Source organism: Cupriavidus necator (genome assembly GCF_016127575.1).
Taxonomy (GTDB): Bacteria; Pseudomonadota; Gammaproteobacteria; order Burkholderiales; family Burkholderiaceae; genus Cupriavidus; species Cupriavidus necator_D.
The window spans coordinates 1,370,360-1,383,203 of record NZ_CP066019.1 but is presented as its reverse complement, the minus strand read 5'-3'; the positions used below and the strand labels follow the sequence as shown (position 1 = coordinate 1,383,203).

The following is a 12,844-nucleotide window of genomic DNA, read 5'->3' as shown; positions in this document are numbered from 1 at the left end:
ACCGAAGCGCCCCGCCTGGCCTGCAAGGTGAAGCCGGCGATATCAGAGCGAGGACGGCGCAGGCTTGTCCGTGTCGATGCCGTAGCGCGTGATCGCCTCGGCCACCACCGACGCCGGCACCGTGCCCTGCGCCGCAAGCGCGCGCAGCGCCGCCACGCAGACATAGGCGCGATCGACCTCGAAGAAGCGGCGCAGCGACGGCCGGTTGTCGCTGCGGCCATAGCCGTCGGTGCCCAGCACCGTGAAGGGAGCCGGCACGTAGGGCGCAATCAGCTGCGGATAGGCGCGCACGTAGTCAGTGGCCGCCACCACCGGCGCGTCGCCGGCCAGCAGCGCTTCCACATGGCTGGGGGCGATGCTGTCCTGCGGATGATGCAGGCGCTGGCGCGCGGTCTCGCGCGCCTCGCGCTCCAGCTCGGAGAAGCTGGTGACGCTGAACACCTCGCTGTCGACCTGCCAGTCCTCGGCCAGCATCTGCGCCGCGGCCTCCACCTCGCGCAGGATGGTGCCGCTGCCGAGCAGCCGCACCCTGGCGCGCCCGCCGCCTTCCACCTGCGCAAGCCGGTACATGCCGCGCACGATGTCGCGCTCCACGCCCGCCGGCATCGACGGCTGGGCGTAGTTCTCGTTCATCACGGTCAGGTAATAGAACACGTCCTCCTGGCGCTCCATCATCGCGCGCATGCCCTCGTCGACGATGACTGCCAGCTCATAGGCGTAGGCGGGGTCATAGGCGCGGCAGTTGGGGATGGTGGCGGCAATGATGTGGCTGGTGCCGTCCTGGTGCTTCAGCCCTTCGCCGGACAGCGTGGTGCGGCCTGCCGTAGCGCCCACCAGGAAGCCGCGCGCACGCTGGTCGCCGGCGGCCCAGATCAGGTCGCCGATGCGCTGGAAGCCGAACATCGAGTAGTAGATATAGAGCGGCAGCATGGCCGTGCCATGGTTGCTGTAGGCGGTGCCCGCGGCAATCCACGACGACATCGCACCGGCCTCGGTGATGCCCTCTTCCAGGATCTGGCCGCGGATGTCCTCGCGGTAGTACAGCATCGAGCCGGCGTCCTCGGGCTCGTACAGCTGGCCCTGCGATGAATAGATGCCGACCTGGCGGAACAGGCTGGCCATGCCGAAGGTGCGCGCCTCGTCGGCGACGATGGGCACCACGCGCGGACCGAGCGCCTTGTCCTTGAGCAGGCCGGTCAGCATGCGCACCATTGCCATGGTGGTCGACATCTCCTTCTGGTCGGCCGCCACCGCGAACTGGCCGTATTGCGCCAGCGGCGGCACCGCCACGGTGTCGGCCTGGCGCTGGCGCGCCGGCAGGTAGCCGCCCAGCACCTGGCGGCGTTCGCGCAGGTAGCGCAGCTCAGCGCTGTCCTCGGCCGGGCGGTAGAAGCGCATCGATTCCAGGTCCTCGTCGGACAGCTCCAGGCCGAAGCGGCTGCGGAATGCCTTCAGCGCCTCGATGTCGAGCTTCTTCTGCTGGTGCGTGGTGTTCTGCGCCTGGCCGGCATTGCCCATGCCATAGCCCTTGATGGTCTTGGCCAGGATCACCGTGGGCTGGCCCTTGTGCGCGCGTGCCGCGGCAAAGGCCGCATGGAGCTTGCGCAGGTCGTGTCCGCCGCGGTTCAGCGCCGCCACCTCATCCGGCGTCATATGCGCGACCAGTGCCTTCAGCGCTTCGTTCTGGCCAAAGAAATGCTCGCGCCCATAGTGGCCGTCCTTGGCCTTGTAAGTCTGGAACTGGCCGTCCATGGTCGAGGCGAAGGCGCGCAGCAACGCGCCGGAGTGATCGCGCGCGAAGATCGGGTCCCAGGCGCTGCCCCACAGCACCTTGATCACGTTCCAGCCCGCGCCGCGGAACAGCGCTTCCAGCTCCTGCACGATCTGGCCGTTGCCGCGCACCGGGCCGTCCAGGCGCTGCAGGTTGCAGTTGATGACAAAGGTCAGGTTGTCGAGCTTCTCGCGCGCTGCCAGCGGCAGCGCGGCGATCGATTCGGGCTCGTCCATCTCGCCGTCGCCGAACACGCCCCACACGTGCCGGCCCGAAGTGGCCTGCAGCCCCCGGTGCTCCATGTAGCGCATGAAGCGCGCCTGGTAGACCGACTGGATCGGGCCCAGCCCCATCGAGCCGGTCGGGAACTGCCAGAAGTCCGGCATCAGCCAGGGGTGCGGATACGAGCACAGGCCCTGCCCCCCCGCCTCGCGGCGGAAGTTGTCGAGCTGGGCCTCGGACAGGCGTCCTTCCAGGAAGGCGCGCGCGTACACGCCCGGGGCCGAGTGCGGCTGGAAGTAGACCAGGTCGCCGCCGTTGCCGGCATCGGCGCCCTGGAAGAAGTGGTTGAAGCCGACCTCGAACAGGTCCGCCGCCGAGGCATAGCTGGAGATATGCCCGCCCAGTTCACCGTAGGCCTGGTTGGCGCGCACCACCATGGCAAGGGCATTCCAGCGCACGATGCCGGTGATGCGCTCTTCCATCGCCAGATCCCCCGGATAAGGCGGCTGGCACTCGACCGGGATGGTGTTCAGGTAAGGCGTGTTGCTCTGAGCCGTGGTCGACACACCCAGCGCGGGGGCGGCATCGAGCAGCCGGCCGAGCAGGAAGCGCGCGCGCTCCTGCCCGCATTGCGCCACCACTGCCTCCAGCGCGTCCAGCCATTCGCGCGTCTCCTGCGGATCGTCGTCGCCGTCGGGCATGGCCTGGGCGAGCAGGCGGGCGTGTGGGGAGGCAAGGTCGGTCATGGGGAAGTCTCCAATGGGTTTTGTCCCATTCTATGGAGTGCCCTCCCGCATGAGGTGCTGAAGTTGACTGCCTATCCGGCAGGTGGCAGCACAATCCACTGCCGCTCACCATAAAAACCACTCGAAAATGCTGAGGCCGCGGCATATCCCACGCCGAACGCCGGGCTAGCGCGGATTGCGCAGCGGCAAGGCTGTGTCGTACATCACCTGCTTGAGTGCGAAGCTGCTGCGGATGTTGGCGACGCCGGGGATGCGCGTGATCTCGTCGACGATCAGCCGCTCCACGGCCTGCACGTCGGCCACCACGGCGCGGATCAGGTAGTCGGCATCGCCCGTCATCAGGTAGCACTCCATCACGTTGGGCAGCGCGCGCACGGCGCGTTCGAAGGCATCCAGCCCCTCGCGCGCCTGCCGCTCCAGCGACACGTGGATAAAGACGTTGACGTTGAGGCCAAGCTTCTGCGGATCGAGCAGCGTCACGCGCTGCCGGATGATCCCGCGCTGCTCCAACGCGCGCACGCGCGCCAGGCAAGGCGACGGCGAGAGGTTGACGCGCGCGGCCAGCTCGACGTTGGTCAGGCTGGCGTCGCGCTGCAACGCCTCGAGGATCCGGATATTGATTTCATCCAGTTCGGGTTCCTGCATGGGGTTCCTGTATGGCCGGCTCGATGTGAAGTGCATGGCGCCCTGCCTCCTTGCGGAAACGGGGCGCCGGGCAGAGCACTAGAATACAGGCCGCGCGGCGCGGGCGGCAAACCTCCAGGCTTGCAGGGCCGCCACATGGCGATCGTGGAACCCGGCCAGCAGCCGGCATCAGGTTCCCGCGCCCTCCCCGCGTGCCTGCGCCCATGCGTCCCAGTACGGCGGACTGCCGATGGCCGTGCGCACGCACTCCGCAAACGCGCGCAGCCGCGCCGACACCCGCCGGCCTTCCGGGTGGGCGATATAAATGGATTCCGGCTCGGCCCGCAGGCCGACCTCGATCACGGCCAGCGCCCCCTGCCGGATGGCATCGCCGGCAATAAAGGTCGGCAACAACGCGATGCCGACTCCCGCGATGGCGGCATCTCGCATCATGTCGCCGTTGTTGACGCGCAGCGCAACGGCGGCACGGGCGATTTCGGTGCCGTCGGGGCCGTGCAGGCGCCAGTCAGCCGCGCCGCGGTTGGCGTAGAAGATGCCACGGTGCTGCTGCAGCTCCGCCAGCGTTGCCGGCGCGCCCATCTGCGCCAGGTAATCCGGGGATGCGACCAGGAGGCGGTGGCTGGGGGCAAGCTGCCATGCCACCAGGCGCGAGCTCTCCAGCGGGCCGTGCCGCACCACGGCGTCATAACTGTCGGTGGCCGCGTCCACGCGGCGGTCGTCCAGGTCCAGGCTCAGCTCCAGTTCCGGATGCCGGGCCAGGAACGGATAGATGGCAGGCCCCAGGTGCATCCGGCCAAATGTGACCGGCGCGGAAATCCGCAACGACCCGGCCAGGGTGCCGCGCCGCTCGGCAACATCGGTTGCCGCCGCCTCCACTTCATGCAGGATGCGCGTGGCCCGCTCCAGGAAGGCGGCGCCATCCTCGGTCAGCGACAGCCGCCGCGTGGTCCGGCGCAGCAGGTTGGCACCCATCGCCTTTTCAAGCTCGGCCAGGCGTTCGCTGACAACGGACTTGGACAAGTTGAGCCGCCTCGCGGCCTCGCTGATGGAGCCTGCCTCGACCACGGCGACAAAGCTGGCGACACCTTCTAGCTTGAACATTGTTCGGCATATCCGGAAAGTTGTTCCGCGATCTTCAGTCTAGTTCGAACCACGCGCGTTGCCCATACTGGTTTCACGAGGCAGCAGGACGGTTCCTGCTGCCCTACCCGCAAAACCGGCGCTGTGGACCAGCAAGTTGCCCCCGCGCCAGACCGGAGATCGATCATGGGACGTTTGTCTGGAAAAGTTGCCATCATTACCGGCGCCAGTGCCGGCATTGGCCGCGCCACCGCATTGCTGTTTGCCGCCGAGGGCGCCAGGGTGGTAGTCGGTGCCCGCCGCCAGTCCGAACTGGACAGCCTGGTGGCGCAGATCCGTGACGCCGGCGGCGACGCGGTGGCGCTCGCCGGCGATGTGCGGCGCGAGGAATACGCCAGCGCGCTGGTGGCGCTGGCGGTCGAGCGCTATGGCCGCCTGGATATCGCCTTCAACAACGCCGGCACGCTCGGCGAGGGCGGGCCCAGCACCGGGGTTTCGGCAGACGGCTGGAACGACACCCTTGCCATCAATCTCACCGGCGCATTCCTCGGCGCCAAGCACCAGCTTGCACAGATGCTGAAGGATGGCGGCGGTTCGGTGATCTTCACCTCGACCTTCGTTGGCTACACCGTCGCCTTTCCCGGCGTGGCCGCGTATGCGGCAAGCAAGTCCGGCCTGATCGGCCTGACGCAGGCGCTGGCGGCCGAGTATGGGCCGCAGGGCATCCGCGTCAATGCGATCCTGCCGGGCGCCGTGGACACGGACATGTATCGCACCATGAACGACACCGCGGAATCACAGGCGTTCATCACCAACCTGCATGCGCTCAAGCGCGTGGCCACGCCGGAAGAACTGGCGCGCTCGGTGCTGTACCTGGCATCGGACGATTCGGCTTTCGTCACCGGCACGGCATCGCTGGTGGATGGCGGCGTCTCGATCACGCGCACCTGACCCCACCGGCGCCGGCGGCCAGCATGGCCGCCGGCGCCGCCAACCAGTTTCAGCCCCCCTTCCGCTCAAGTCATCGTTCTGTCATCCGCCCCGGCCAGAATGCGCAGGTCATTCACGTCAGGGAGTCGACATGACGCACGCAATTGAAGTCCGCGGGCTTTCCAAATCGTTCCGCGCGGACCGCAAGGCGCTTGACGATGTCACGCTGCACATCGCGCCAGGCGAGATGGTCGCCCTGCTGGGTGCATCGGGATCGGGCAAGTCCACGCTGTTGCGCCACGTGGCCGGATTCATCACGGGCGATGCCGGCGCCGGCGAAATCCTCGTCAACGGCCGCCATGTGCAGCGCAACGGCCGCCTGGCCCGCAACGTGCGCAAGGTGCGTGGCGAGATCGGGTTTGTGTTCCAGCAGTTCAACCTGGTGGGCCGTCTTCCGGTCATCACCAACGTGCTGGTCGGCACGCTGGCCCGTGTGCCCAAGTGGCGCAGCCTGCTGCGCATCTTCAAGGCCGATGAAGTCCAGGGCGGGCTCGATGCGCTTGCGCAAGTTGGTATAGACGACTATGCGTTTCAACGGGCCTCGACGCTGTCGGGCGGCCAGCAGCAGCGCGCCGCCATCGCCCGCACGCTGGTGCAGAACGCCAGCGTGATCCTGGCCGACGAGCCGATCGCCTCGCTCGACCCGGAATCGTCGCGCCGGGTGATGTCGCTGCTCAGGCAGATCAACCGCACGCGCAAGGTCGCGGTGCTGGTGTCGCTGCACCAGGTGGACGTGGCGATGCGCTACTGCCCCCGCGTGGTGGCGCTGCGCCACGGCAAGGTGGTCTATGACGGCCCCTCTGCCGCGCTCACGCCCGGCATGCTGCGCGATCTCTACGGCACCGAAGCCGACGAGCTGCTGCTCGATTCCGTGCCAGACGAAGACGTATCCACTGCGGCCATGCCGGCACCGGCAATGGTCACGATGAACCTGGCGGCCGCCTGAACGGCCGCCTGTCCACACCGCTTTATCCCAAAACCGCTTCCCACCGGAGTTGTCCATGCTTCGCAGAACCTTTCTCGCCGTCGTGGCTTCGGGCGTGGTCGCCCTGCCCGCCTTCGCGCAAGACGCCAAGAGCCTGAACATCGGCTTTATCTCGACCGAATCGTCGTCGAACCTGAAGTCCGCCTGGCAGCCGCTGATCGACGATCTCAGCAAGACGCTGGGTGTACCCGTCAAGCCCTTCTTTGCGTCCGACTACGCCGGCATCATCGAGGGCATGCGCTTCAACAAGGTGCAGATCGCCTGGTTCGGCAACAAGTCGGCCATGGAGGCCGTGGACCGTGCCAACGGCGAGGTCTTTGCCTCGGTGATCGACAAGGACGGCAACCCGGGCTACTGGTCGGTGCTGATCGTCAACAAGGACAGCGACCTGAAGAGCGTCGAAGACGTGATCAAGCGCGGCAAGGACCTCAGCTACGGCGCCGGCGACCCCAATTCCACCTCGGGCACGGCCGTGCCGGGCTTCTACCTGTGGACCGCCAACAAGGTCGAGCCCAAGACGCTGTTCAAGGCCGTGCGCATCGGCAACCACGAGACCAACCTGCTGTCGGTGCTGAACAAGCAGGTCGATGTGGCGGTGAACAACACCGAGAACATGGAGCGCTATCGCATCAACACCGGCAAGAACGCCTATGACCAGGTGCGGGTGCTGTGGAAGTCGCCGCTGATCCCGGCCGATCCGATGGTCTATCGCAAGGACCTGCCGCCGGAGGTGAAGAAGAAGATCCAGGCCTTCTTCGCCAACTACGGCAAGGGCGCAGACGCCGCGCGTGAAAAGCAGGTGCTGGCCACCCTGACCTACCAGGGCTTCCGCACCGCCAGCGATGCGCAGCTGGTGCCGATCCGCCAGATCGAACTGGCCCGCGAAAAGGCGAAGATCGAATCGGACACCACCCTGGCCGCTGCCGACAAGGAAAAGCGGCTGGCCGAGGTGACCCGCCGCCTGGCCGAGCTGGACAAGGCCGCCGGCAACGCCATCAGCACGCAATAAGCCCATCCCGACGAGGCCGGCGGCCCCCCGCCGCCGGCCCCGCATCGCTTTCGTTCCCCGCTTGATTCCGGATTCCCCATGACTGTCACCGCCAGGCCCGGCCTGCCTCCCACGCCCCAAAGCAACGTGCGCCCGCCGCGCACTTCCCTTGCCGTGATGCTGACCTGGGCAGTCCTGCTGGCCATGCTCGCCCTGTCCTGGCAGGGGGCCGACATGCGCCCGCTGGACCTGCTGCGCGACTCGGACAATATGGCGAAATTTGCCGCCGATTTCTTCCCGCCCGATTTCCGCGACTGGCGGCACTACCTGGACGAGATGCTCGTCACCGTGCAGATCGCGCTGTGGGGCACCGCCCTGGCCGTGGTGATGGCGGTGCCGCTGGGCCTGCTGTGCTCGGCCAATATCGTCCCGGCGTGGGCCTACCAGCCCGCACGCCGCATCATGGACGCTTGCCGCGCCATCAATGAGATGGTGTTCGCCATGCTGTTCATCGTGGCCGTCGGTCTGGGCCCGTTTGCCGGCGTGCTGGCGATCTGGATCCACACCACCGGCGTGCTGGCCAAGCTGTTCGCCGAAGCCGTCGAGGCCATCGACCCGCGCCCGGTGGAAGGCGTGCGCGCCACCGGCGCCGGCCCGATCGAGGAGATCGTCTATGGAGTGATTCCGCAAGTGCTGCCGCTGTGGCTGTCGTTCGCGCTGTACCGCTTCGAGTCCAACGTGCGCTCGGCCTCGGTGGTTGGCATCGTCGGCGCCGGCGGCATCGGCACCGTGCTGTGGGAGATCATCCGCAGCTTCCAGTATGGGCAGACCTGTGCCGTGATGATCATCATCATCCTGTTCGTCTCGGCCATCGACATCATCTCCGCACAAATCCGCAAGGTACTGGTCTGACATCATGCTGAACCTGTCCCGCATCGAAACGCTGTTTGCCGACCATGGCAATGCCTGGTACGGCGGCGAAGCCATCAGCCAGACCGCGCACGCGCTGCAGTGCGCGCAACTGGCCGAGCAGGCCGGCGAGCCCGAGCCGCTGATCGTCGCGGCCCTGCTCCACGACGTTGGCCACCTGCTGCTGGCCGAAAGCACCACCACCGACATGCGCCACCAGGAGGCCGCCGCCGATGCGCTGGCAGAACTGTTCGGTGACGAAGTGACAGAACCCGTGCGGCTGCACGTAGCGGCCAAGCGCTATCTGTGCGCGGCCGATCCGGCGTACTTCGCCACCTTGTCACCGGCTTCAGCGCAAAGCCTGGCGCTGCAAGGCGGTCCGTTCGGCGCCGCACAGGCCGAAGCGTTCACCGCCAGCCGCCACGCCGCTGCCGCGGTACGCCTGCGCCGCTACGACGACCTGGCCAAGGTGGTCGGCCTGGCCACGCCGCGGCTGGCGCACTACCTGGACATGGCCGCGCGTTGCGCGCGGACTGGCGCATGAACACCATCGCTGAAGCCGTGCTTACCCTGCGTGAAGTGCGCGGTTCCGACGCGGAACTGCGGCACCTGTCCGCGCTGCTGGCCGCGATGGACGATGAAGCGCCGCTGCCGCTGGCCACCATGCGCGAGCGCTACGCGACCATGCGCCGCTATCCGGACTACCGCTGCTACATGATGGTGGACGAGGACGAGGTGCCGCTGGGCACCTTCAGCCTGCTGGTATTTCCCGTGATGGTCCACGACGGGCGTCCCGAGGCCATTGTCGAGGCCGTGGTGGTGGCGCCGTCCGCGCGCGGCAGGGGCGTCGGCAAGGCGATGATGCGTGAAGCGATGCGCCTGGCCCGCGAGGCCGGGGCGGCCAAGCTGGTGCTGTCGTCCAACGCGCGGCGCCTGCAGGCCCACCAGTTCTATCGCCGGCTCGGGTTCACCGAGCACGGCATCAGTTTCAGCATCGAACTCTGATGGCAAGGCCGTGCCGGAAGCTTCGCTTCGGCACGGCCTTATCAGCTTAATGTTGCGCTATCGGAGGTAGCCCCAACCAGCCGCGCGAACGCCTCCGCCGCGGTTTCCAGGGCGCCGCTATTGTCGAACTCGACCAGGCGGCACCCTGCCGGCACGGTGAAGGCCTGCGCCGCGCGCGCCAGGCGCCGGGCAATCGCTTCTTCCGACTCGCGGCCACGCTGGCGCAGCCGCGTGGCCAGCACCTCCGGCCGGACGCGCACATGCACCGCGCACAGCTTCGGGTAGCGCGCCACGGCTTGGGGCAGGTACTCGCGCGAGCCATTGACGATCACCGTCAGCCCCCTGGCCAGCCACTGCTCGATCTCGATGCCGATGCCGTAATGGAGCCCGTGGCTGTGCCAGTCCAGCGCCAGGCAGCCGAGCGCCTGGCGGCGCCGGAACTCATCCGTGGTCAGCGCAACGGAGGCCTCGTTGGCATCGGCCTCGCGGGTGATATAGCGATGCGCGATGACGATGCGGTGGTCCGGCCCGAGGCGTTCGCGCAGCGCGCGCAGCAGCGAGTCCTTGCCGCTGCCGGACGGCCCCATCAGGTAGAACAGGCCGTGTCCGTCGGCCGCGCCATGTGCGTTCATGCGTCCAGGTGCGCCGCGCCGGCGCCGTCGGTGGTGCTGCCGTTGAATCCGTAGTGGCGGGCAACGATAAAGTCGTCGCCCGGCTCCGGCTGCACGAATACGCTGATCCCGTCCACATGAAGCGGCGCCTGCAGCAGCTTGCCGCTCGCGGCCCCCAGGCGCTCGAGGGCGGCGCGCTGGCCGGCAGTATCAAGCATGCCAGTCAGCGTGATATGGAAGACGAAGGTACCGAATACATACGGGTAGCCCCATGCGTCGAGCATGCGGCGCTCTTCGTCGGTCAACTGGTCCGGTTTGCGCCGGCCGAGTTCTTCGGCCGTGGGCGGCGCGCGGAAGCGCTCGAATGCCAGTACGCAGGCATCGGCCAGCGCCTGCATCGGTGGCGATCCGCCATCGGCCAGGCACCACGCCACAAAACCCCGCAGCGCACACAGCGCCAGCGGTGCGTCGAATGCCTCGCGGCCACGCGCGAAGTCACGCGCAGCGGCGTCGAGCATCGGCCCGTTGCTGCCCTGCACAAGCCGGAACGGCGGCTTCAGCGTGGCATGCAGGCCGTAGCGCGCCGGGGCCTTGACCCATTCGTCGGGCGCCGCCGCCATGCCCGCCGGCGCGGGCAGCGCGGCGCCGGTATCGGCGTCGCGGCCGAGCCACTGGCTGCCAAACGTGCGGAACGGATCTGAGGGCGCCAGGTAGATGGCGTAACGGTGCGCTGGCAAGGTCATGCGGCAAGGTTACCAGCGGCGCCCGGCGCCCGGCGGCGGCGTCTGCCCTGGTTTTGTGGTCTGGACCGCAGACACCTTAGCGCAGGCAGATGACAGCCGGATGTCTAGACCAATGCCACGTCGCTCCGCCTCAATCACTGTCGGAAACCGTCAGCTGCACCCAGTCCCCCGCAAACCGCACCACGCTGTACTGCACCGGCGCCCCGTCGATATCAACGTTCAGCGCCTCCACCTGCAGCACCGGGCGCGTCTTCGGCTGGTTCAGCAGGCGCGCCACCGGGGCGCTGGGCATGGCCGCCGTGATGCGCGACCACTTGCGCGTGTAGTCGGCAATGCCGAAATGCGCCAGCGCGCGCGATACCGATTGCCTGGCGCGCAGCACCTCGTCGATGCCCGGGAAGCGCTTGAGGTCAAAGTAATGCTCGGCAACGTCGATGGTGCGCTCTTCGGCCTTGCCGATCATCTGCACGTGCAGGATCTCCGCCGTGCGCGCCAGGCCCAGTTGCTTTGCCACTTCCGGCGCGCGCACCACCTGGCTGTCGATGATCTCGGCATGTCCGCGCATGCCCTGCGCGGCCAGGTTTTGCGAGAAGCGCGTGCGGCGTCCGATCGCGTAGTCGATCGCATGCTCCTGCACGAAGGTGCCGCGGCCCTGCTCGATCCGCACCAGGCCGCTCAACTCCAGCTCGCCCATGGCGCGGCGGATGGTGTGGCGGTTGACCGCGAAGCGCGTGGCCAGTTCAGGCTCAGGGGGCAGCTGTTCGCCGGGCAGGTACAGCTTCTTGCGGATGTCGTCCGCCAGCGCCTCGCCAATCTGGCGCCATACCGCCACGCCGGAACCCCGTTCCACTTCTCGATCAGACATCTCGCGCTGCCCTCTTGTCATCAAGCGTTCACCATTGCCATGCGATTGTGCCTCAACCGCGCCGCGATGGCGGGGTGCCCGAGCAATGCCCCGCCCCGTCATGAAACGTTCATCTGCCTGTGGTCTAGTAGCTGCGTGTTCAAGCAGTGACATCTAAACGTATAGACGTATAGGGGTGATGATGCAAAGCGAAACCGCGCAGGCCCATGCCGCCCGCGCCGCCTGGCTCCGGATCCTGGCGACGGCGCCCGCCGACGCGCTCGACGGCGCTTACCAGCGGCTTGGCCAGGCGCAAGCGCTGCCGGCCTACCGGCTGCTGCGCAAGCCGGAGTCCGGCATGGCCATGGTCCGGGCCCGCGCAGGCGGTACCGGTGCCCAGTTCAACCTGGGGGAAATCACGGTCACGCGCTGCGCGGTCGTGCTGGAAGACGGCGCTGCCGGGGCCGCTGCAGGCGTGGCCTATATCCAGGGCCGCAGCGCCCGCCACGCCGAACAGGCCGCGGTGCTGGACGCGCTGCTGCAACGCCCGGCCTGGCACCAGCGCGTGCAGGAGTTCGTGCTGGCGCCGTTGGCAAGCACGCAGGCGCAGCGCGCCGCACACGCAGCAGCCACCGTCGCCCAGACCCGCGTCGAGTTCTTCACCATGGTCCGGGGAGAGGACTGAAATGACTGCCATGCAACCGATCCTGTCCGCCCCGGCCGCCTCGCTGCTGCCGGGCTTCAACAACCCGGTCGACGACGCCCAGCAGGTCTTCCGCGCCGCGCTGCAGGCGTTTGCCCATCCGGGCCGGCTGCAGACGCTGCCCGTGGCCAGCGGCCTGCCCGGCGGCCTGTCGCCCGCGCTGGCGGCGCTGCTGCTGACGCTGGCCGATCCCGATACCCCGGTCTGGCTGCCTGCCGGCGTGCCCGCCGCGGCGCGCGCGTTCCTGCGCTTCCATTGCGGCTGCCCGCTGACCGACGATGTCGGCGCCGCCGCCTTTGTCTGCGTGCCCGCCGGCTATGCCGTACCGGCACTGGCGGATTGCGCGCAAGGCGACCCGGCCTTCCCCGACCGCTCGGCCACGCTGCTGGTGGAGGTGGCCTCGCTTGCCGAAGGCGACACCCTCACGCTGCGCGGCCCCGGCATCGAAACCACGCAGGTGCTGCGCGTGGCGGGGCTGCCCGCGGACTTCCGCGCCGGCTGGCGCGCCAACAACGCCGGCTTCCCGCTCGGCGTGGACCTGCTGCTGGCCAGCGGCGACCGATTCTGCGCGCTGACGCGCACCACGCTGGTGGAGGACTGAC

General features: G+C 68.1%; 14 protein-coding genes. 8 read left to right on the top strand and 6 right to left on the bottom strand.

What is annotated here, in order from left to right; genetic code table 11:
* Positions 1-42: 42 nt before the first annotated feature.
* The 3 genes from mdeB to I6H87_RS25335 all read right to left on the bottom strand — a co-directional run bounded on the left by mdeB (position 43) and on the right by I6H87_RS25335 (position 4,485).
* The gene (gene mdeB / locus I6H87_RS25345) at positions 43-2,739 is read right to left on the bottom strand and encodes an alpha-ketoglutarate dehydrogenase (RefSeq protein ID WP_011617131.1); all 2,697 of its coding nucleotides are present in this window, start codon (positions 2,737-2,739) and stop codon (positions 43-45) included.
* Between the two features lie 165 nt (positions 2,740-2,904).
* On the bottom strand, positions 2,905-3,384 hold the full coding sequence (locus tag I6H87_RS25340) for an Lrp/AsnC family transcriptional regulator (RefSeq protein WP_010809356.1): 480 nt from the start codon (positions 3,382-3,384) through the stop codon (positions 2,905-2,907).
* A gap of 168 nt (positions 3,385-3,552) precedes the next feature.
* The gene (locus I6H87_RS25335; protein ID WP_011617130.1) at positions 3,553-4,485 is read right to left on the bottom strand and encodes a LysR family transcriptional regulator; all 933 of its coding nucleotides are present in this window, start codon (positions 4,483-4,485) and stop codon (positions 3,553-3,555) included.
* A gap of 165 nt (positions 4,486-4,650) precedes the next feature.
* Here I6H87_RS25335 and I6H87_RS25330 point away from each other — a divergent pair, with 165 nt between their 5' ends.
* The 6 genes from I6H87_RS25330 to I6H87_RS25305 all read left to right on the top strand — a co-directional run bounded on the left by I6H87_RS25330 (position 4,651) and on the right by I6H87_RS25305 (position 9,341).
* Entirely contained in the window at positions 4,651-5,415 is a 765-nt protein-coding gene (locus tag I6H87_RS25330; RefSeq protein WP_010809358.1) for an SDR family oxidoreductase, read from the top strand.
* A gap of 130 nt (positions 5,416-5,545) precedes the next feature.
* Positions 5,546-6,400, top strand: coding sequence for a phosphonate ABC transporter ATP-binding protein (gene phnC / locus I6H87_RS25325; RefSeq protein WP_011617129.1), 855 nt, complete (start codon positions 5,546-5,548; stop codon positions 6,398-6,400).
* 55 nt (positions 6,401-6,455) lie between these two features.
* Positions 6,456-7,448 (top strand): phosphonate ABC transporter substrate-binding protein, encoded by a 993-nt coding sequence (gene phnD, locus I6H87_RS25320; protein WP_010809360.1) that lies wholly within the window; start codon positions 6,456-6,458, stop codon positions 7,446-7,448.
* Positions 7,449-7,526: 78 nt separating this feature from the next.
* A complete protein-coding gene (gene phnE / locus I6H87_RS25315) occupies positions 7,527-8,339 on the top strand; it encodes a phosphonate ABC transporter, permease protein PhnE (RefSeq protein WP_010809361.1) in 813 nt (270 codons plus the stop codon).
* Positions 8,340-8,343: 4 nt separating this feature from the next.
* Positions 8,344-8,880 (top strand): phosphonate degradation HD-domain oxygenase, encoded by a 537-nt coding sequence (locus I6H87_RS25310; protein WP_010809362.1) that lies wholly within the window; start codon positions 8,344-8,346, stop codon positions 8,878-8,880.
* Positions 8,877-9,341 (top strand): GNAT family N-acetyltransferase, encoded by a 465-nt coding sequence (locus I6H87_RS25305; RefSeq protein WP_011617128.1) that lies wholly within the window; start codon positions 8,877-8,879, stop codon positions 9,339-9,341. The genes I6H87_RS25310 and I6H87_RS25305 overlap by 4 nt, the downstream gene beginning before the upstream one ends.
* Before the next feature lie 41 nt (positions 9,342-9,382).
* On the opposite strand, the gene phnN is transcribed toward I6H87_RS25305, so the two are convergent.
* The 3 genes from phnN to phnF all read right to left on the bottom strand — a co-directional run bounded on the left by phnN (position 9,383) and on the right by phnF (position 11,560).
* Positions 9,383-9,973, bottom strand: a complete 591-nt coding sequence (phnN, locus tag I6H87_RS25300) for a phosphonate metabolism protein/1,5-bisphosphokinase (PRPP-forming) PhnN (protein ID WP_010809364.1) — start codon at positions 9,971-9,973, stop codon at positions 9,383-9,385.
* Positions 9,970-10,695, bottom strand: a complete 726-nt coding sequence (locus I6H87_RS25295) for a DUF1045 domain-containing protein (RefSeq protein ID WP_011617127.1) — start codon at positions 10,693-10,695, stop codon at positions 9,970-9,972. The genes phnN and I6H87_RS25295 overlap by 4 nt, the downstream gene beginning before the upstream one ends.
* Positions 10,696-10,825: 130 nt before the next feature.
* Positions 10,826-11,560, bottom strand: coding sequence for a phosphonate metabolism transcriptional regulator PhnF (gene phnF / locus I6H87_RS25290; protein WP_011617126.1), 735 nt, complete (start codon positions 11,558-11,560; stop codon positions 10,826-10,828).
* 178 nt (positions 11,561-11,738) lie between these two features.
* On the opposite strand from phnF, the gene phnG reads away from it, so the two are divergent.
* A complete protein-coding gene (gene phnG / locus I6H87_RS25285; RefSeq protein WP_010809367.1) occupies positions 11,739-12,224 on the top strand; it encodes a phosphonate C-P lyase system protein PhnG in 486 nt (161 codons plus the stop codon).
* Between the two features lies 1 nt (position 12,225).
* Positions 12,226-12,843, top strand: a complete 618-nt coding sequence (gene phnH / locus I6H87_RS25280; protein ID WP_011617125.1) for a phosphonate C-P lyase system protein PhnH — start codon at positions 12,226-12,228, stop codon at positions 12,841-12,843.
* The last annotated feature ends 1 nt before the right edge of the window (position 12,844 follow it).

Excerpts from the sequence above, each read along its gene's own strand:
- mdeB (WP_011617131.1), bottom strand. The coding sequence starts at position 2,739 with ATGACCGACCTTGCCTCCCCACACGCCCGCCTGCTCGCCCAGGCCATG.
- I6H87_RS25340 (WP_010809356.1), bottom strand. The coding sequence starts at position 3,384 with ATGCAGGAACCCGAACTGGATGAAATCAATATCCGGATCCTCGAGGCG.
- I6H87_RS25335 (WP_011617130.1), bottom strand. The coding sequence starts at position 4,485 with ATGTTCAAGCTAGAAGGTGTCGCCAGCTTTGTCGCCGTGGTCGAGGCA.
- I6H87_RS25330 (WP_010809358.1), top strand. The coding sequence starts at position 4,651 with ATGGGACGTTTGTCTGGAAAAGTTGCCATCATTACCGGCGCCAGTGCC.
- phnC (WP_011617129.1), top strand. The coding sequence starts at position 5,546 with ATGACGCACGCAATTGAAGTCCGCGGGCTTTCCAAATCGTTCCGCGCG.
- phnD (WP_010809360.1), top strand. The coding sequence starts at position 6,456 with ATGCTTCGCAGAACCTTTCTCGCCGTCGTGGCTTCGGGCGTGGTCGCC.
- phnE (WP_010809361.1), top strand. The coding sequence starts at position 7,527 with ATGACTGTCACCGCCAGGCCCGGCCTGCCTCCCACGCCCCAAAGCAAC.
- I6H87_RS25310 (WP_010809362.1), top strand. The coding sequence starts at position 8,344 with ATGCTGAACCTGTCCCGCATCGAAACGCTGTTTGCCGACCATGGCAAT.
- I6H87_RS25305 (WP_011617128.1), top strand. The coding sequence starts at position 8,877 with ATGAACACCATCGCTGAAGCCGTGCTTACCCTGCGTGAAGTGCGCGGT.
- phnN (WP_010809364.1), bottom strand. The coding sequence starts at position 9,973 with ATGAACGCACATGGCGCGGCCGACGGACACGGCCTGTTCTACCTGATG.
- I6H87_RS25295 (WP_011617127.1), bottom strand. The coding sequence starts at position 10,695 with ATGACCTTGCCAGCGCACCGTTACGCCATCTACCTGGCGCCCTCAGAT.
- phnF (WP_011617126.1), bottom strand. The coding sequence starts at position 11,560 with ATGTCTGATCGAGAAGTGGAACGGGGTTCCGGCGTGGCGGTATGGCGC.
- phnG (WP_010809367.1), top strand. The coding sequence starts at position 11,739 with ATGATGCAAAGCGAAACCGCGCAGGCCCATGCCGCCCGCGCCGCCTGG.
- phnH (WP_011617125.1), top strand. The coding sequence starts at position 12,226 with ATGACTGCCATGCAACCGATCCTGTCCGCCCCGGCCGCCTCGCTGCTG.